The following is a 17070-nucleotide window of genomic DNA, read 5'->3' on the forward strand; positions in this document are numbered from 1 at the left end:
GCTTGGCGAGCTTGGTATCGATGGCGGGAGGGCCTATAAATCGGCGAGGCGCAAGATTTTCGACCCAATTGAAAGATGATCTCCCATGACTAATCCGGTCCTCGTTGAGGTTTTCCGCGGTGAAACGGTCGAAAGCCGTCATCGCGGCTTGGTAGTTGTCACCGATGGCGACGGCAAAATCGTCTATTCGCTCGGAGATATCGAGCGCCCGACATTCCCGCGCTCCGCGATCAAGGCGATCCAGGCGCTGCCGCTTGTCGAAAGCGGCGCAGCCGATGCTTATGGTTTCGGCAATGAGGAGCTTGCCATGGCATGCGCATCGCATTCCGGCGAGCCCCAGCATGTGAGCCGGGCAGCCGACATGTTGGCACGAGCCGGCCTTGATGTTTCGGCGCTCGAATGCGGCGCCCATTGGCCGACACAGCAGCCGGTACTCATTGCGCTGGCCAAGAGCGGGCAGGAGCCGACGGCGCTCCACAACAATTGCTCGGGCAAGCATGCGGGGTTTCTTTGCACCTGCCGGCACCTTGGCGTCGAGACGCGCGGCTACTCGGCGCTGGGCTCGCCTGAACAGGATATGGTGCGCGAAGCGATGGAAAGCGTTACCGGCGCTCCCCACACGCTGGACTATTGCGGCACCGACGGCTGCTCCATACCGACCTATGCTATTCCCCTGAAGAACCTTGCGCATGGCTTTGCGCGCATGGCGACGGGGACCGACCTTGCGCCAGAGCGCGCGAAGGCGGCGCGTCGCTTGATGGACGCGGCGATGGCCGCTCCCTTCTATGTCGCCGGCAGACACCGCGCCTGCACCGAACTTATGGAAATGGCGCCGGGCCGCATATTTGTGAAGACGGGTGCGGAGGGTGTCTTTGTCGGAGCCGTCCCCGAGCTTGGGCTCGGCATCGCCGTCAAGTGCGACGATGGAGCGACGCGCGCTGCCGAGGCAATGATTGCGACGGTCCTGGCGCGTATTTTCCGCAATGAAGCCGAGCTTGAATCGAAACTCGATAGGTTTGCCGATCGCGAAATGCGCAATTGGAACGGCATCACCTATGGGGTCATCAGCCCGACGGAAGAACTGACTGAGGCGGATATTAACTGACGATATTTCGCTCGACGACGAGGTTGGGATAGGCCGAGCCCTTCTGGGTGAGATCCTTCATCGCAACCTCATCCCACTTGTGGCCGACAATCGCGCCTTTGGCTGCACCTTGGATGATATTGTCGGTGATGATGGCCGGTCCAACCCCATCGACGACCGTTACATAGATGCCTTCGCCGGAATTGCGGATGATGTTGCTGCTGGCAACGAGATTGCGCATGTAAGGTCCCCAACCGAGCTGGAGGCCGTATGTCGGTGCGCCCTCAACAAGATTTCCGGTAATGGTAGTATCCGCTTCCGCCGAAATCCCGATGCCGAACGTGCCTGCATATGGGCCCCTCACCGACAGATTGCGTACGATATTGCCGGTGCAGGTACCGAGGCGCCCGCCATCGTCGAAGTTCACGATCGATATGCCATTGGCGGCGCCGTCGACGATATTGTTGGCGATGATGGCGCCCTCGAACGCAAACTCGGAGTAAATCGCCGTCTCGCCGCTTGCCGTGCAATTGTTGCCGGTGATCTGGATGTTTCCCGCGCTGTTGCCGCGCACGGCCGTGAAGGCGCAGTCGCTGACGACATTGTCTGCGACGATGACATTATCGGCCTTGTAGACATTGATGCCATTGCCGTTCTGGCCCGTTCCGCCGGAATCGGCCCGGATCTTTTGCACGCGATTGCCGCTGATAATGGTACCGTCGCGGCCCTTGTCGTAGCGATGAACAAGGATGCCGCCATTGCCGCAATCGCTGATGGTGTTGCGGGTGATCGCAAGGCCCGTAGAATTGGCGGCAAATATCGCGGCGTCGGCTACGCCCGAAATCCGGTTGCCGTCGATTGCGCCGCCCGATTGAAAGAGCGAAAGCCCGTTCTGCGCCGATCCAACGATTGTGCAATCGCGGATCAACAAGGTGCTGACATTGTTGGCCTCGATGAGCCCCTTCGCCTTGTCGCCGAGCGGCTTTCCGTTGCCGTCGAAAACGAGGCCGGTGAACTGGATCAGCTTGGAGTCGCTTGCCTGGACAAAGCCGCTTGTGCCCGCATAGACGATGCGGCTTTGGCCGGTCACGCCGAGAATATTGACATAGGACGGGCATAGGATGGCGGAAACGATATAGGTCCCGACGGGCAGGAAAACCTGATTGCCTTTGGCGCTTGCGCTCTCGAGAAGCGCGTTGAATTTCGCCGTTTGATCCTGTGTCGATCCCGGTTGAAGACCATAATCGACGGCGTTGAGCGGCGCAGACGCGGTGGATGCTGCTTGCGCAACCTGCTGGAAGCCGTGGTTGAAGGCGACCCCGGTCAGACCGGCGAGGACAAGTCGTCTGCTGATCATGATTGTTCCTTGGCGTTGCAGGCAGAATAGAGCGAGGGTCTGGATACATCAAAGGATTGCACTTGCTGTTGGGGCGGGCAATCCCTACTTTGGAGTAATGAGCAGTGCTTTTACCAAACAGGACGACAGCAATGCCTCGATTGATTTTGGCGAACGTCCGATCAGTCCGCATCGCAATCTCGTAACCGAACGCGGCCTCGCCATGATCGATGCTGAGATTGCCGCGCTGCACGAGGAATTGGCCAAGGGCAACGCGGAAGCGGATCGCGAGTTGATCGCCCGGGCGTCGCGCGACCTGCGCTATTGGACGGCACGTCGCGAAACGGCCGAAGTCTCGCATCCCGATCCGAAGAGTGATGTTGTGCGTTTCGGCATGAGCGTAACCATTGCCGATGATGCGGGAAAGACCCAGACCTGGCAGATTGTCGGTGAGGATGAGGTCGACGCCAGCCACGGCAAGATCTCGCACGTGGCGCCGATGGCGAAGGTGATGTTCGGAAAGTCAGTCGGCGATACGTTCGAGTTGAACGGTCACGAATGGGAAATCACGAAAATAGCCGTCTCGCCTTGAAGTTGAATCACAACTGAAGACAACTAAGCCAGCCGACTCAAATCATTGAATTTTAGATCGCTTCAATGTGGTCGCGGAAAAACATCGCCGCGCCGGTCTCGTCGATTTCGCCGGCGGCGACACTTAAAACCAGTTGGATGATGTCCTCAGCCGGTGCTTCGAGGCTGAACCCATTGAAGACGAGAAACAGATCGGCTGCCGCGAATCCGGTGCGTTTGTTGCCGTCAATGAACGGTTGATTTTTGACGATGCCATAGAGATAGGCCGCGGCAAGCTCGCAAAGATCGGGGTCGCCGTAAGCTTCCTTCTGCAGCGGCCGATTTATAGCTGATTCAAGCATTCCGACGTCGCGCACACCCGGAGCGCCGCCGTGCAGGCGCAGTTGCTCCGCGTGAAGCGACTCCACGAACTCGCGAGAATGGAACTCGATCATTTGGCGAGAGCGCGATAGGCGGTCTCGTACTTTTTCATACGCTCGCGTGCGATCTGCATTTTTTTCTCAAACGCTTCGGGATCATCGTGCAAAGCCCGAAGAGTAAGGCCATCGGCGTCTTCAGTCAGAACCAGTTGATCGCCTGCCTTGAGGTTGTGGCGGTCGAGAACGTCCTTTGGCAGGATCACGCCTTCGGAATTGCCGATCTTTCGTAACGTGACATTCATGGCTCAGCTCCAATGTTATAACAAAAATTATAACACAGCAAATCGCCAATCTTCAAGTAAGACCTTCGTGGGGTGCGCTACAGCCAGCCCTTCTTGCGGAATATCAGGAGCGGAACCACCGCCGAAGCAATCATAATGCAAAGGGCCATTGGATAGCCCCATCGATAGTCGAGTTCCGGCATCAGATGGAAGTTCATGCCGTAGATCGAGGCGACAAGGGTGGGCGGCATGAAGGCAACGGCCGCCACCGAGAATATCTTGATGATGGCGTTTTGTTCGATCGAGATCAGGCCAACCACGGTGTCCAGTAGGAACGTCACCTTGTTTGAAAGAAAATCTACATAGGCGCTCAGCGATTGCGTGTCGCGCTCCAGGGACTTGATCCACCCACGCGTATCCTTCTTGTACGGCTCCTGGTTGGTGAAGGCGGTCATATAGACGAGGAGGCGGCTAACGCCGGTGATGCTTTCACGTACTTTCGACAGGAACGCACCCGTTATGCCAATCTGGTTGAGGCTGTCCCTGAAATTCTTGGTGGTCATCGGCTTGTCGGTTTCGGAGCGCCGGAAAATTGCGTGCGAGTTCAGATCAATTCGGCCGGCAACGTCTTCGAGGATGTCGGCGAGACGATCGGTCACTGCTTCGATAAGACCGAGAAGGATGCTGACGCCCGTGCATTTGTTGTTGATTAAGCCGTTGCCGGGCTTTGTCGCGCGGCTGATGTAGAGGTTGAACGATTTCGGCTCGGTATAGCGTACCGTAACCAGGCGCTGACCCGTCAGGATGAAAGAAATCGGGCCGATGCCATGGCTGTTTTCGCCTGTGGAGTACAGGACTGGAGCAGTCAGATATTGCGCACCGTTCTCGGCGTAGAAGCGGCTCGATTCCTCGATCTCATGCATGTCGTCACGGGTCGGGATCGACGCCTTCATCCAGCTTTCGACGTGATGATCTTCCTCGTGCGTCGGGTTGAGGAGGTCAACCCAAACGGTGTTTGCCGGCAGCTCAGCGCCCGCAAGTGCGGCGCTCGCCATCAGGTAATCGTCTTCGAGCGTATAAACAAAGATCATGTCACAATGAATCCAGCAATTTATCGATCAACTTTTCGGCGGCCTCGCTAATGACAGTGCCAGGCGGAAAGATCGCGGTCGCGCCGGCCTCGAGAACCGCGTTGAAATCCTGCGGCGGGATGACACCGCCGACGATGATCAGGATGTCATTGCGGCCGTGACGTTTCAAAGCTGCCTTAAGTTCCGGCACCAAGGTAAGATGGCCTGCCGCAAGCGATGATACGCCGACAATGCGAACATTGCTTTCAACGGCAAGATCGGCAACTTCCTCAGGTGTCTGGAACATGGCGCCAACGATGACCTCGAAGCCGAGATCGCCGAATGCGGTTGCGATAACCTTCTGGCCGCGGTCATGGCCGTCCTGTCCCATCTTGGCAACAAGAATGCGCGGCTTCTCTCCGGTGCGCTTCTCGAAGGCGGCTGCCTTCGCCTGTACCCGGTCGACCGCGTCGCTCCTGCCGATCTCCTTGCGGTAGACGCCGGAGATCGTGTGAATCTCTGCCACGTGACGGCCGTAAGCCTTTTCGAGCGCGAGGGAAATCTCGCCCACTGTCGCGCGGGCGCGCGCAGCCTTGATGGCAAAATCGAGGAGATTGCCGGTTCCTGCCTTCGCTGCGCTTGTCAGCGCGGAAAGTGCGGCATCGACCGCAGCAACATCGCGCGTGCCTTTGAGTTTCTGGAGCTTGGCAAGCTGGCGAGCGCGGACCTCCGCATTATCGACCTTCAGGACGTCCACTTCGACGTCCTGCGTCGGGCGATAGGAATTGACACCGACGACGGGCTGCTGGCCGCTGTCGATCCGGGCCTGCGTGCGCGCCGCCGCAGCCTCGATGCGCATTTTCGGAATGCCTTTTTCGATTGCCTTCGCCATGCCGCCGAGCGCTTCGATTTCCTCGATATGCGCCAGAGCCCGCGCCGCAAGATCGTACGTCAGGCGCTCGACATAGGCCGATCCACCCCAAGGATCGATGATCCGCGTGGTGCCGGATTCTTTTTGCAGGATCAGCTGCGTATTGCGTGCAATACGGGCCGAGTGATCGGTCGGCAAGGCCAGCGCTTCGTCGAAGGAGTTGGTGTGCAACGACTGGGTGTGCCCCTGCGTCGACGCCATCGCCTCGATCATCGTGCGCATGATGTTATTGTGCGGATCCTGCGCGGTCAGCGACCACCCAGACGTCTGGGAATGGGTGCGCAGCGACAGGGAGCGCTCGTCCTTCGGATTGAAGTTCTTCTTCATCAGCGCTGCCCAGAGCAGGCGCGCCGCGCGCAGCTTGGCGACTTCCATGAAGAAGTTCATGCCGATCGCCCAGAAGAAGGAGAGGCGGGGCGCAAAACTGTCGATGTCCTGGCCAGCCGCAACACCGGCGCGGGCATATTCGATGCCATCGGCAATCGTATAGGCAAGTTCGAGATCGGCGGTCGCACCGGCCTCCTGCATATGATAGCCGGAGATCGAGATCGAGTTGAACTTCGGCATGTTCTCCGACGTGTAGGAGAAGATGTCGGAGACGATCCGCATCGATGGTTGCGGCGGATAAATATAGGTGTTGCGAACCATGAACTCCTTCAGAATGTCGTTCTGAATGGTTCCCGCCAGCTGCTTCTGCGCGACCCCCTGCTCCTCGGCCGCAACGATATAGAGCGCAAGGATCGGCAAGACGGCGCCATTCATGGTCATCGAAACCGTCATCTCGCCGAGCGGGATGCCGTCGAACAATTGCTGCATATCAAGAATGGAGTCGATGGCGACGCCGGCCATGCCGACATCGCCGGCAACGCGCGGATGGTCGCTGTCATAGCCGCGATGCGTTGCAAGGTCGAACGCAACGGACAAGCCCTTCTGGCCAGCACCAAGATTGCGCCGGTAGAATGCATTGGATTCTTCGGCGGTCGAGAAGCCCGCATATTGGCGAATCGTCCAGGGCTGCTGCACATACATGGTCGGGTAGGGGCCGCGAATAAAGGGCGCGGCGCCGGGATAACTGTCGAGATGCGGAAGATTTTTAACGGCTGCGTCGCCATAGCTGCGCTTGACCTTGATCCCTTCAGGCGTCTTCCAACTTGACCTGTCGAGCCTGGATGGCAGCGGTTTCGGCTCTTGCCAATCGATGGTGGTGAAATCCGGAATTCTCATTTTACTCGGCGGCCTGGAAGGTTTCGTCTATGCGCGGAAAGCTCAGCGGTTCGCAATGTACAACGCCGTCGGTCGGCAGCGGCATGTGCGGTGCGTCGATTACCTGTACCGGCCTTTCCTTTTTCGGCGGAAAGATGGTCGTACCGACGATGGCCCGTTTGCCCGACGCATATTCGGCTGCGCGCCGGTCGCGGGCCTCAACGATGCGCGCCTGGAATTTGCCGTCGACGAGGCTTTGCAGAATACCGCCGTCGCGCTCAAGCGCCTGGAACTCCTTCCATGCCGCCTTGCACAGCGCTTCGGTGAGCCCCTCGACAGCCCCGGACCCGCACCCCGGATCGGCGACGAAGGCGAGATTGCTTTCGTCGGCGAGAATAAGCTGGGTGTTACGGGCGAGGCGGCGGGCAAACGGATCAGGCAGGCCATGGGTGATCGTATGGGGCAGGATTGCGATCGAGTCCGCGCCGCCGACCGCGCCGGCGAAAGCGGCAATCGTCGTGCGCAGGATGTTGGTTTCGGGGTCGCGCTTCGTCATCATGCGCATCGAGGTTTCGGCATGGATCACAGCGGGAGCAGGGCGAACGCTGCCGCAGACCTGCTGCAGCCGCGCCCACAGCCGGCGCAAGGCCCTGATCTTGGCGATAGACAGAAACTGGTCCTGATCGAGCGAAAGCGCAAAGCCGAGATGCGGCGCCGCATAGACGATGGGCTGGCGTGCTTCTTCAAACAGCCGGAAATGCCCGGCGGCGATCGACAGCATGGCGCCTAGTTCCTGCGCCTCGGTAGCGCCGGCATTGTGATAGACGCGGCCATCGGCTTCGAGAACGATGCCCGGCAGGTCAGGCGAAAAGAAACCCGAGAGGGACTGCGGCAGCGATGCTTTCAAGGCTGCAAGCGTCATGCGAAGCCGGCCCGTACCGGCAAGCGTCGCCGCCGGATCGATGCCGAGCGAAAAGCTCAGCGTCTTGGGGTTGACGTCGCGCGGGCGCATATAGTCGACAAACCAGTCGGCACAGGCGCGGCTGCGCGGGTGCACATCCATGCGCAGGTGGATCATGTCGAGATGAACGCCGTAGAGCACTTCGTCGACAGCCTCGCGGGTCGAGGGAAGGCCGTAGCCGAAGGCGTTTGGCGCGCCTTCGAAGACGAGAGCGATGCCGGTAGCGCCGTTCTCAAGATCCTCAAGCAACTGTTTGTTGGCGCGCGCCGGATCCGGATCGTCGATGCGCTGGACGATACGCCACGGCTGCGCAGGGTTCTTGCGCGGCGTGAGCTGCGCCTTGCGCCGGCGCTCGTAAAGCGGCTCGATCTTGATGTTATCGTCGGTCCTGGACGTCAGGGATTCGTCGAAATCGGCGCCTTTCAAGGCCTTTTGCGCAACCTTGACCCAAATATCCCGGTCAATTGCCGCAAATTCCGTTTCCTTGATCAGTGACGAGTCCATGCTTACTCCCGGTCGGCGCATTTTTGTCGGCGACTTTAGGAGGACTCATGCTGCTTCGCAACAAAGCAAAGTGCCGTTTGGCCAACATATTGAGAAAGCGGGCTTTTTTGCCACGTTTGCTCAGTGTTGGACAACGCGCAGGTTTCGGGTGGCTGGTACTTCGCGGTTGTGGAATTTCTGCATCAGGATCGAAACCTGAAAGGCAGCAAAAATGGACAGACTCAAAGGCAAGACGGCGCTTATCGCCGGTGCAAGTTCCGGGATAGGCCGTGCAACGGCGCTGCTATTTGCGAACGAGGGTGCAAACGTGGTCGTGACGGCACGGCGTCGGGATAAACTCGAACAGCTTGTCGATGCCATCGAGAGCAATGGGGCAGGGCGGCCGCACTTGCGGGAGATGTCACGGACGAAGAATTTGCTGCTGCGTCGGTGGCATTGGCGGAGAGCCGTTTTGGGGGGCTCGACATCGCTTTCAACAATGCTGGGATAAATGGTGAAATGGGGCCGAGCGCCGCAATATCGCTCGAAGGCTGGCGCAACGCACTCGGCGTCAATCTGACGGGCGCTTTTCTGGGCGCAAAACATCAAATACCGGCTTTGCAGCGTCGCGGTGGTGGTTCGCTGATATTCACGTCCACTTTCGTCGGCTACACGGCGGGAATGCCGGGCGCTGCTGCCTATGCGGCGAGCAAGGCGGGAATCATAGGCCTCATGAAAACGCTTGCGGCCGAGTTGGGGCCGAGCGGCATAAGAGTGAATGCGATCCTGCCGGGCGGTACTGCGACACGCTTGGCGGATGCCTGGACCGATACTCCCGAGAAGCGCGCATTCGTCGAGGGAATGCACGCGCTGAAGCGGATTGCGACCCCGGACGAGATTGCCCAGTCGGTGCTCTACCTCGCCTCGGATGAAGCAAGCTTCACGACAGGATCGGCCATGCTCGTGGATGGTGGTGTTTCGATCAATCGCACCTGAAAAAGGTAAAGCGCGCGCCAGGCGGCGCGCGCTTTTATAAAAATGGCATAAAATCAGACGAACTGGCTGAGGCCGGGTATCGAATTGACCACTTCGTCAACCGGGCCGCTGCCGGCCTTTTCGCGGGCAAACGCGATGGTTTCCTTGGAAATGCCGCTGATTTCGCCCATTCCGAGCCCAAGCCCCATAAGCTTCGAGCCAAGGCCCATCACACCCGGCATCAGGCCGGACAGCAGACCGCCACCCGACTGCGCCTCGGCTATGGCGGCTTCGGCACCGGGAAAGCCTGCAATGAGTTCGCCGACCTTGTCCGCCGGACCTTCCTTCTGCAGGAAAGCGAGGATCAGGCCGACGGCCTTGGTGGCGGTTGCCGGATCGGTGCCGACATTGGCGGAAATCCGCGCGATGAGTTCTTCCATGAGCCTAATCTCCCGTCTCGTCATAAATTACGTTTACGTAATATGCGCGAAATCCGCGCCGCACAAGTCTATTTCAGCTTGGATGACAGCTCTAAAACGCACCTCGGCAAATTATCGTTGAACAGCGGAAAACTGACGGCTGGACATTGAGACGCAGGTGCGAAGTTCACGCAAATCTACGTGAACGGTCCCGTCACACACGCTCATGCTGGCTCGCCCTCGCCATTATTCCCAAGCAACCATTGTCGCATCCAGATTGGCTGTCTATACCGTGTAGTGAGTGACTTCCTGCGAGGATCGAACGACATGGCCGCTGACAGCATTTTTCTTGGTGCAAGCCGCAAACCCGACGACAGCTACCAGCAGGCAGAATCGCTGCTGCTGAAGTTCGGCAACCGGCACGGCCTTATCACCGGCGCGACCGGCACCGGCAAAACGGTGACGCTGCAGGTGCTCGCCGAGGGCTTCTCCCAAGCAGGCGTCCCGGTGTTCTGCGCCGACATCAAGGGCGATCTTTCCGGCATTGCCGCTAAAGGCGAGGCGAAGGACTTCCTCGTCAAGCGCGCCGCCGATGTGAAGCTCGATCCCTATGAGTTCAGCGCATCGCCGGTTATTTTCTGGGATATTTTCGGCGAACAGGGACATCCTATACGCGCCACCATCTCGGAAATGGGCCCCTTGCTGCTCTCACGCCTTATGAACCTGACCGACGCTCAGGAGGGGGTGCTGAACATCGCCTTCAAGATCGCCGACGAGGACGGATTGCTGCTCCTCGACATGAAGGACCTGCAGGCCTTGCTGGTCAACGTCGCCGAGCGGGCCGAAGAGCTTTCTACCAAATATGGCAACGTCACCAAGCCGTCAGTCGGAGCGATCCAGCGCTCGCTGCTTGTCCTCGAGCAGCAGGGCGGCACGAAATTCTTTGGCGAACCGGCCCTGAAGATCGCCGACATCATGCGCACCGGCACCGATGGGCGCGGCGTTGTCAGCGTTCTTGCGGCGGACAAGCTGATGAACAATCCGCGCCTCTATTCGACATTCCTGCTCTGGCTCCTGTCGGAGCTTTTCGAGGAATTGCCCGAAGTGGGCGATCCGGAGAAGCCGCGTCTGGTGTTCTTCTTCGATGAGGCGCATCTGCTTTTCAACGAAGCGCCGAAGGCGCTGCTCACCCGTGTCGAGCAGGTCGTTCGCCTCATTCGTTCGAAGGGCGTTGGCGTCTACTTCATTTCGCAAAATCCGCTGGATGTACCGGAGACCGTACTTTCGCAACTCGGAAACAGGCTGCAGCATGCACTGCGCGCCTATACGCCGCGTGAGCAGAATGCGGTGAAAACGGCCGCCGATACGTTTCGGCCGAACCCCGACTTCAATACATTCGCGGCAATCACCAACCTCGCCACGGGCGAGGCGCTGGTTTCGACGCTCGCTGACAAGGGGGTGCCATCCATGGTTCAGCGCACGCTGATCCGGCCGCCATCCGGCCGCATCGGACCGCTGACCAGCGACGAACGCCAGCGCCTGATCAATGCCAGCCCCGTTGCGAGTCAGTATGACGAGATGGTCGATCGCGAATCCGCCTACGAACTCCTGCAGAAGAAGGCCGAACAGGCCAAGACCGAAGCCGACGCAGCCAAACAGGTCGAGGAAGCGGACAGCACGAGTGGCTGGACGCTCCCGGATATTCTCGGCGGCAGCAGCAAGCCCGGTCCGCGCGGTGGTCAGCCGCGGGGCCGCCAGACGGTGGCCGAGGCGGCGATGAAGTCCGTCGTCCGTTCGGTCGGTAGCTCGCTCGGGCGTGCTCTGGTGCGGGGCATCCTCGGAAGCCTGAGCCGGCGATAGGCCGGCGGGTTCCTGCCGGCCTTTTTCGTCAGTTCGCTAGATCACCAGCACCGGCGTCTTGTTCGGAACGCGATCGTACAGATCGATCACATCCTGATTGATGAGTCGGACGCAGCCGGACGAGACCGCCTTGCCGATCGACCACCATTCCGGCGAGCCGTGTATTCGATAAAGCGTATCGACACCGTTCTGGAATAGGTAAAGCGCGCGTGCGCCGAGCGGGTTCTTGAGACCGGGCTCCATGCCGCCATTCCGGGCGCTGTACTTTACGAGGTCCGGCTGGCGGGCGATCATTTCGTCTGGCGGCGTCCAGGTCGGCCAATGGCGCTTCCACTGGACCACCGCGCGGCCGGACCATGAAAAGCCCTGCTTGCCGATGCCGACGCCGTAGCGAACAGCCTGGCCGTCTTCGCGTACGAGATAGAGGAACTTGTCGTTGGTGTCGACAACAAGCGTTCCGGGGCGCTCACCTGTCGGATCGGGGACGATCTGGCGCAGATAGCGCTTGTCCATCTTGGCGATCGGTATGGCCGGCAGAGAATGTCCGCCGTCTTCCCGGGCGGAGTACATTTCCGCGAAGGAAGCAAATGCCGGGTCCACATCCATTTGCGGTTGCATGAGCGGATTGCCGGCGTCGTCCACCTGGATGACAGGAAGATCGTCGCGGATTGTAGCGCAACCGGAGAGGCCGGCGGCGGCCGTCGCAGTCAACGCCGCAAGAAAGCCGCGACGTGATATTGTATTTTGCATGATTGAACCAAATTCGTGGAAGGATGGGTTTGAACAAACGCTTGTGGTTGCTCTAGACGCACAATGATTATGGCCGCGAGCCGATTACAATAGGGCGCAATGAAGGCGGCGGCGCCACTGTTGCTGCCAAGCAACAAAACGGCGCGGGAACGACTGAAAGCGCGTTCACCGGCGGATAAACACTTCGTGAAAGATCGTTTCGCTTGCTGCCAACGAGCCGAATTGTTCGATCGGATCGACATAAAAAAACAGACCCTTGGCGGGTCTGTTAAGATACCCTCGCCAAAGGGGAGAAACGGCGAGGAGCAGGAACACTGTGATTTTATAATCCTGGAGTCCGCGCATTTTGGCAATTAGACCTTCGTCTAAGAACATGAAGAGCCAATAGGTACTTGGCGTTTGAAGCCGAAACTGCCATTGATTTTGAAGGCAATTGGCCGTTCGATAGGAAAAGCAGATCACAGGGAATGGAAGCAGCATCATGGCCGTCAGTACGCAAGCCCAGACATTGACATGGACCTATGTCGATGGCGACTGGTTTGAAGGAAATGTGCCACTCATCGGCCCGCGCAGCCATGTGATGTGGCTGGGATCATCGGTCTTCGATGGAGCGCGCTGGTTCGAGGGCGTTGCCCCCGATCTCGACCGTCATGCGGCGCGCGTGAATGCCTCAGCGGTTGCGCTCGGGCTCAATCCGACGATGAGCGTCGACGAAATCATCGGGCTGACCCATGATGGATTAAAGAAGTTCGACGGCAATACCGCCGTTTATATCCGGCCGATGTATTGGGCCGAGCATGGCGGCTATATGGGCGTACCCGCGGATCCGGAATCGACGCGGTTTTGCCTGTGCCTCTATGAGGCGCCGATGATTGCGCCGAGCGGTTTCTCGGTCACTGTCTCGCCATTCCGGCGCCCGACCTTCGAGACGATGCCGACCAACGCCAAGGCAGGGTGCCTTTATCCCAACAATGCACGGGCGATCACGGAAGCGAAATCCCGTGGCTTCGACAACGCGCTCGTCCTCGACATGCTTGGCAATGTCGCGGAAACCGGCACCTCCAATATCTTCCTCGTCAAGGACGGTCACATCTTCACGCCTGCGCCCAACGGGACGTTCCTTTCCGGAATCACGCGCGCCCGCACGATCGATGTGCTTGCCGACTACGGTTTCCGCACAACGCAGGCGACGTTGAGCGTTCACGATTTCCTCAGCGCCGACGAGATTTTCTCGACGGGGAACCATTCGAAGGTCGTTCCCGTTACCCGCATCGAGGATCGCGATCTTCAGCCGGGTCCGATCGCCAAGAAGGCGCGGGAGCTTTATTGGGAGTTTGCGCATTCCACGCCGAAAATTTAACCCCCCGAAGGCCACGGCCTGAAATATTGATCCGTTTTGCATTGCTCCTGAAGTAATTGGGACCTATGTAACGAACGCAGGTTTTGTCAGGATTGGCGACCAAAGTACCGGTACCCAGCCGGGCTGCCAATCCGGTCACAGAATTAATCGAAGAGGAGACTTCCATGGCTTTCGAATTGCCCGCACTGCCGTATGATTACGATGCGCTTGCGCCCTTTATGTCGCGTGAAACGCTCGAATACCATCACGACAAGCACCACAAGGCTTACGTTGACAACGGCAACAAACTGGCTGCCGAAGCTGGTCTCGAAAACCTCTCGCTCGAAGAGATCGTCAAGCAGTCCTTCGGCAAGAATCCCGGCCTCTTCAACAATGCCGGCCAGCATTACAACCATCTGCATTTCTGGCACTGGCTCAAGAAGGGCGGCGGTGGCAAGAAACTGCCGGGCGCGCTTGAAAAGGCTGTGGAATCCGATCTTGGCGGCTACGACAAGTTCCGCACGGATTTCATCAACGCCGGCACCACGCAGTTCGGTTCAGGCTGGGCCTGGTTGTCTGTAAAGGACGGCAAGCTCGAAATCACGAAGACGCCGAATGGCGAGAATCCGCTCGTTCATGGCGGCACGCCGATCCTCGGTGTCGACGTGTGGGAGCACTCCTATTACATCGACTATCGTAACGCCCGTCCCAAGTACCTCGAAGCGTTCGTCGACAATCTCATCAACTGGGATTATGTGCTCGAGCTCTACGAAAAGGCGAAGTAAGCCCTGTTTGCGATCAGTAAAGCGGCCCCCTCTTGTGGGGCCGCTTTTATCTAAGCCCAAGCGAGCCTCGCCACCATTTACAGTGAGATTGCTCGCCCCAGCATATCAGCATGATCTCGCGGGGGAGGGCTCTCAGATCGGGTAGATTATACGGACTTCCGTTCCGACACACGGCGTCGATAGTATCTGAAGCCTCCCTCCCATCGACTTGACCAATTCGACTGAATTGGTCAGCCCGAGCCCGACATGGACACCCGCCTTGGTCGAGAAAAATGGTTCGCGGGCCTTGGCGAGCAGGTCGGCGCTCATACCCTTGCCATTATCCTTCACAGCGAGGACAAGCCGGGCCGCTCCCATGAAGGTGCGATTAATATCGGCCCCTATCGTGATTTGCGGCTGCTTGGACGCTGGTATCGCGTTGATAGCGTTGCGAACCAGTTCATCGATAAGCAGATGGAATTGCGCAGCGGGAACGCGGATGGCGAAGGCCTCTTCACTGGCGCGAATCAACAGAGTCTGTTTGTTTTTGCTGGCGATCTCGGCAACAATATCGCCGAGCGGCGTTGACCGCGCGTCGGAACGCCGGTGGCCGATCAGCATGAGCCCTTCATTGATCGAATCGAGTTCGAGAATGGTGGCACGAGCAGCCTCGGTCATCTCCACGGATGGTTGAACTTTCCCATCGATATAGGTGAGAAACAGGCGCAATGCTGCAATACGCGTGCGAGTCATATGGGCGAAAAGGAGGGAGAAGGACCTTATGTGCTGGTCTTCGCGGCTCTTTTCCCTGTTGTGCTGGTAAATAGCGATGGCGCTCAAGATGATCACCGAAAGCGCGGCGAAAAACATCAAACGATTCCTGGCCGCATCAATACCGATGCGCGTTGTAGCACTTATCGTCTGGCTATGGTCCACCGTGGCGCTCAGGAGTCCGGAGAGGTAGAGGTCTATCAGGGAGACGCTGCGCAGAGCTTCATCATAATTCGTCTGAGCCAATATGTTGGGCAAAACGACCATATCGAGCATTCCTATCGAGCGGTCGAGCCCGCTAGGGTCGTTCGGCGGCATGAAATCTTTGGCATATTCGAGCGACGCGAGCGATTTCAGATTGAACCGCAGCATCCGGATTTCTGTAAGCAGACGCGGGTCACGCTGCCCAGTCTCGACTGCAACGTTCAGGTAGCCGAAAATGCGCGCCACCTTGTCGCGCGATTGCGATGCTCGCCACTGTACCTCCGAACTCTGCCCGAAAACAACTTCAGTCTGTCGTCTGTAGACATCTGTTCGCAGCAGCACCCAGATCGTCAAGCCGACCGACATCAGGAGGCTGGCATAAAGCAGAAACGAGCAAACTTGCGACAGATACCTTTTCATGAAAGAGCCTTGATCGATATGACGAACCAAACCCAAATAGCGTTGCGGCTGGGGAGATATCTTGGCGGTAAATCGTGGAGAGGCCAGATAAGATAAAGGGGCCCGCCATCGTCAATTGACATGCGCCGATACGTTTGGCCGGGGCTGCAGGCGCCGCTGTGCTTGTCTTCGTCCGTACACTTCTTCTCTGTCGCGAGAATGGGCGCGTAGCGCTCGATCTCTTCCGAACTGATCTTGGCTACGAAACTGTCGGCAGCGGAAATTTCAAATGAGCCGCCGAGGAGGCTGTTCCTCGCCAATATGTCCTTGAGGAAGGGCCCGCGAAAGCCGGCGGGTACCCCCAGGCTCCAGGGCGTTTCGGTGGTTCGCTCCCGCGGCGTGAATTCTTCTCGGAGTTGATCAAGCGTGTAACTCCTGACGATCTCACCTAACGTATCTCGAAGAATAAATGCCCCATCGTCCGACTGTTGGGCTACAGCACATCCTGCAACGAGACCAAGGCCGACGGAAACGACGAGCGACAAAGCCTTGAGCAACCTATGCGATGGCAAGGGCGAAAGCCTCGTCAAATGCCCGTGGCGTCAGATCGCGGGTAAACAATGCGCAGGCTCCGCTGGAGCCGCGCGGATCAAAAGCAAAACCGTTCGCCGCCATCGCCGCTATGATCTGCATAACGCCATCCAGCCCGTAAAGGTGGTCGTGCAACTCCAGGAAGACGCGCTCGACACCTGGTAATTGCGCGCCGCGGAGTAACTCGTATTCACCACCCTCGATGTCCATCACGAGGATCGTTATCCCGGCGGCGGCTATGATCTCGTCAATTTCCACTGACCGGATAGTGATGACGTGCTCATAGGGGCCCTGGTCTGCGAATGTCGAAGACATCCAGAAATCTTTGCGCACATAGAATGGTACCTCGCGCGGTTCGCCGGCCATGAGAAGGCCGTGGCTGATGGTCACATTATCGAAGCCATTTGTATCGATCACCCTCCGCGCCAGCGCGACGACTTCAGGATTGGCATCGAATGCCAGAATGCGAACGTCATCGGTTGCCGCCATTACCGACGCAATGATGCCGAGACCCGTGCCGAGCTCCAGAATTCGATCGCCGGGACGGACGGCGCGCTTCACCCAAAAAGCTTCCTTGGCCTCATAGGTACCGTTCTGCAGTGCGGACCAGATTTTCTCGGATACGTCGCCGGGGTGAATTGGCACGATAATTTCGTGCGTATCGAAAGTGATTCTCATAATATCCATCGAACAAAATAT

General features: G+C 58.4%; 16 protein-coding genes and 1 pseudogene. 6 read left to right on the forward strand and 11 right to left on the reverse strand.

Going from position 1 to position 17070, the window contains the following annotated elements; all coding sequences use genetic code 11:
- The first annotated feature begins 85 nt into the window (after positions 1 to 85).
- A complete protein-coding gene (locus BLR72_RS15605; RefSeq protein WP_091950071.1) occupies positions 86 to 1105 on the forward strand; it encodes an asparaginase in 1020 nt (339 codons plus the stop codon).
- On the opposite strand, the gene BLR72_RS15610 is transcribed toward BLR72_RS15605, so the two are convergent.
- The gene (locus BLR72_RS15610; RefSeq protein WP_091950073.1) at positions 1098 to 2441 is read right to left on the reverse strand and encodes a TIGR03808 family TAT-translocated repetitive protein; all 1344 of its coding nucleotides are present in this window, start codon (positions 2439 to 2441) and stop codon (positions 1098 to 1100) included. The two genes, BLR72_RS15605 and BLR72_RS15610, sit on opposite strands and share 8 nt — an antisense overlap.
- Positions 2442 to 2538: 97 nt before the next feature.
- On the opposite strand from BLR72_RS15610, the gene BLR72_RS15615 reads away from it, so the two are divergent.
- A complete protein-coding gene (locus tag BLR72_RS15615; RefSeq protein ID WP_027230001.1) occupies positions 2539 to 3012 on the forward strand; it encodes a GreA/GreB family elongation factor in 474 nt (157 codons plus the stop codon).
- Positions 3013 to 3064: 52 nt separating this feature from the next.
- Here the strand turns inward: BLR72_RS15615 and BLR72_RS15620 are convergent, their stop codons facing one another.
- From BLR72_RS15620 to BLR72_RS15640, 5 genes are all read right to left on the reverse strand, one after another.
- On the reverse strand, positions 3065 to 3445 hold the full coding sequence (locus BLR72_RS15620; protein WP_091950075.1) for a type II toxin-antitoxin system death-on-curing family toxin: 381 nt from the start codon (positions 3443 to 3445) through the stop codon (positions 3065 to 3067).
- Entirely contained in the window at positions 3442 to 3672 is a 231-nt protein-coding gene (locus BLR72_RS15625; protein WP_027229999.1) for an AbrB/MazE/SpoVT family DNA-binding domain-containing protein, read from the reverse strand. The genes BLR72_RS15620 and BLR72_RS15625 overlap by 4 nt, the downstream gene beginning before the upstream one ends.
- Before the next feature lie 77 nt (positions 3673 to 3749).
- A complete protein-coding gene (locus BLR72_RS15630) occupies positions 3750 to 4742 on the reverse strand; it encodes a magnesium transporter CorA family protein (RefSeq protein WP_091950077.1) in 993 nt (330 codons plus the stop codon).
- Position 4743: 1 nt separating this feature from the next.
- Positions 4744 to 6876 (reverse strand): methylmalonyl-CoA mutase, encoded by a 2133-nt coding sequence (gene scpA / locus BLR72_RS15635; protein WP_091950080.1) that lies wholly within the window; start codon positions 6874 to 6876, stop codon positions 4744 to 4746.
- Position 6877: 1 nt separating this feature from the next.
- Positions 6878 to 8320, reverse strand: a complete 1443-nt coding sequence (locus BLR72_RS15640) for a methylmalonyl-CoA mutase subunit beta (RefSeq protein ID WP_091950082.1) — start codon at positions 8318 to 8320, stop codon at positions 6878 to 6880.
- Positions 8321 to 8531: 211 nt separating this feature from the next.
- On the opposite strand from BLR72_RS15640, the pseudogene BLR72_RS15645 reads away from it, so the two are divergent.
- Positions 8532 to 9295, forward strand: a pseudogene (locus tag BLR72_RS15645) (SDR family oxidoreductase).
- Positions 9296 to 9348: 53 nt separating this feature from the next.
- Here BLR72_RS15645 and BLR72_RS15650 read toward each other — a convergent pair.
- On the reverse strand, positions 9349 to 9714 hold the full coding sequence (locus BLR72_RS15650; RefSeq protein ID WP_027229994.1) for a hypothetical protein: 366 nt from the start codon (positions 9712 to 9714) through the stop codon (positions 9349 to 9351).
- A gap of 306 nt (positions 9715 to 10020) precedes the next feature.
- Here BLR72_RS15650 and BLR72_RS15655 point away from each other — a divergent pair, with 306 nt between their 5' ends.
- Positions 10021 to 11553 carry a helicase HerA-like C-terminal domain-containing protein gene (locus BLR72_RS15655; RefSeq protein ID WP_091950084.1) on the forward strand — a complete coding sequence of 511 codons (1533 nt, stop codon included), beginning with the start codon at positions 10021 to 10023 and terminating at the stop codon, positions 11551 to 11553.
- A 36-nt stretch (positions 11554 to 11589) separates the two neighbouring features.
- Here BLR72_RS15655 and BLR72_RS15660 read toward each other — a convergent pair whose 3' ends face one another.
- Positions 11590 to 12303: a L,D-transpeptidase gene (locus BLR72_RS15660; protein ID WP_091950086.1), complete on the reverse strand. Its 714-nt coding sequence runs from the start codon at positions 12301 to 12303 to the stop codon at positions 11590 to 11592.
- A 481-nt stretch (positions 12304 to 12784) separates the two neighbouring features.
- Between BLR72_RS15660 and BLR72_RS15670 the strand changes: the two genes are divergently transcribed.
- Both BLR72_RS15670 and BLR72_RS15675 read left to right on the forward strand, forming a co-directional pair.
- On the forward strand, positions 12785 to 13663 hold the full coding sequence (locus BLR72_RS15670) for a branched-chain amino acid aminotransferase (protein WP_175492374.1): 879 nt from the start codon (positions 12785 to 12787) through the stop codon (positions 13661 to 13663).
- 164 nt (positions 13664 to 13827) lie between these two features.
- Positions 13828 to 14427 (forward strand): superoxide dismutase, encoded by a 600-nt coding sequence (locus BLR72_RS15675; RefSeq protein WP_027229990.1) that lies wholly within the window; start codon positions 13828 to 13830, stop codon positions 14425 to 14427.
- A 132-nt stretch (positions 14428 to 14559) separates the two neighbouring features.
- Here BLR72_RS15675 and BLR72_RS15680 read toward each other — a convergent pair whose 3' ends face one another.
- Genes BLR72_RS15680 through BLR72_RS15690 form a run of 3 tightly spaced genes read right to left on the reverse strand, consistent with a single transcriptional unit; the run spans position 14560 to position 17058 of the window.
- Positions 14560 to 15801 carry an ATP-binding protein gene (locus tag BLR72_RS15680; protein WP_091950092.1) on the reverse strand — a complete coding sequence of 414 codons (1242 nt, stop codon included), beginning with the start codon at positions 15799 to 15801 and terminating at the stop codon, positions 14560 to 14562.
- On the reverse strand, positions 15798 to 16325 hold the full coding sequence (locus BLR72_RS15685; protein WP_139202538.1) for a hypothetical protein: 528 nt from the start codon (positions 16323 to 16325) through the stop codon (positions 15798 to 15800). Before BLR72_RS15685 ends, BLR72_RS15680 begins: the two co-directional genes overlap by 4 nt.
- Positions 16326 to 16338: 13 nt before the next feature.
- Complete coding sequence (locus tag BLR72_RS15690; RefSeq protein WP_091950096.1) at positions 16339 to 17058, reverse strand: FkbM family methyltransferase; 720 nt, start codon at positions 17056 to 17058, stop codon at positions 16339 to 16341.
- Between the last annotated feature and the right edge of the window lie 12 nt (positions 17059 to 17070).

It is taken from the genome of Phyllobacterium sp. YR620 (assembly GCF_900104165.1).
GTDB classification, from domain to species: Bacteria; Pseudomonadota; Alphaproteobacteria; order Rhizobiales; family Rhizobiaceae; genus Phyllobacterium; species Phyllobacterium pellucidum.

Coding starts and splice junctions, on each gene's coding strand:
- BLR72_RS15605 (WP_091950071.1), top strand. CDS start 86: ATGACTAATCCGGTCCTCGTTGAGGTTTTCCGCGGTGAAACGGTCGAA.
- BLR72_RS15610 (WP_091950073.1), bottom strand. CDS start 2,441: ATGATCAGCAGACGACTTGTCCTCGCCGGTCTGACCGGGGTCGCCTTC.
- BLR72_RS15615 (WP_027230001.1), top strand. CDS start 2,539: ATGAGCAGTGCTTTTACCAAACAGGACGACAGCAATGCCTCGATTGAT.
- BLR72_RS15620 (WP_091950075.1), bottom strand. CDS start 3,445: ATGATCGAGTTCCATTCTCGCGAGTTCGTGGAGTCGCTTCACGCGGAG.
- BLR72_RS15625 (WP_027229999.1), bottom strand. CDS start 3,672: ATGAATGTCACGTTACGAAAGATCGGCAATTCCGAAGGCGTGATCCTG.
- BLR72_RS15630 (WP_091950077.1), bottom strand. CDS start 4,742: ATGATCTTTGTTTATACGCTCGAAGACGATTACCTGATGGCGAGCGCC.
- scpA (WP_091950080.1), bottom strand. CDS start 6,876: ATGAGAATTCCGGATTTCACCACCATCGATTGGCAAGAGCCGAAACCG.
- BLR72_RS15640 (WP_091950082.1), bottom strand. CDS start 8,320: ATGGACTCGTCACTGATCAAGGAAACGGAATTTGCGGCAATTGACCGG.
- BLR72_RS15650 (WP_027229994.1), bottom strand. CDS start 9,714: ATGGAAGAACTCATCGCGCGGATTTCCGCCAATGTCGGCACCGATCCG.
- BLR72_RS15655 (WP_091950084.1), top strand. CDS start 10,021: ATGGCCGCTGACAGCATTTTTCTTGGTGCAAGCCGCAAACCCGACGAC.
- BLR72_RS15660 (WP_091950086.1), bottom strand. CDS start 12,303: ATGCAAAATACAATATCACGTCGCGGCTTTCTTGCGGCGTTGACTGCG.
- BLR72_RS15670 (WP_175492374.1), top strand. CDS start 12,785: ATGGCCGTCAGTACGCAAGCCCAGACATTGACATGGACCTATGTCGAT.
- BLR72_RS15675 (WP_027229990.1), top strand. CDS start 13,828: ATGGCTTTCGAATTGCCCGCACTGCCGTATGATTACGATGCGCTTGCG.
- BLR72_RS15680 (WP_091950092.1), bottom strand. CDS start 15,801: ATGAAAAGGTATCTGTCGCAAGTTTGCTCGTTTCTGCTTTATGCCAGC.
- BLR72_RS15690 (WP_091950096.1), bottom strand. CDS start 17,058: ATGGATATTATGAGAATCACTTTCGATACGCACGAAATTATCGTGCCA.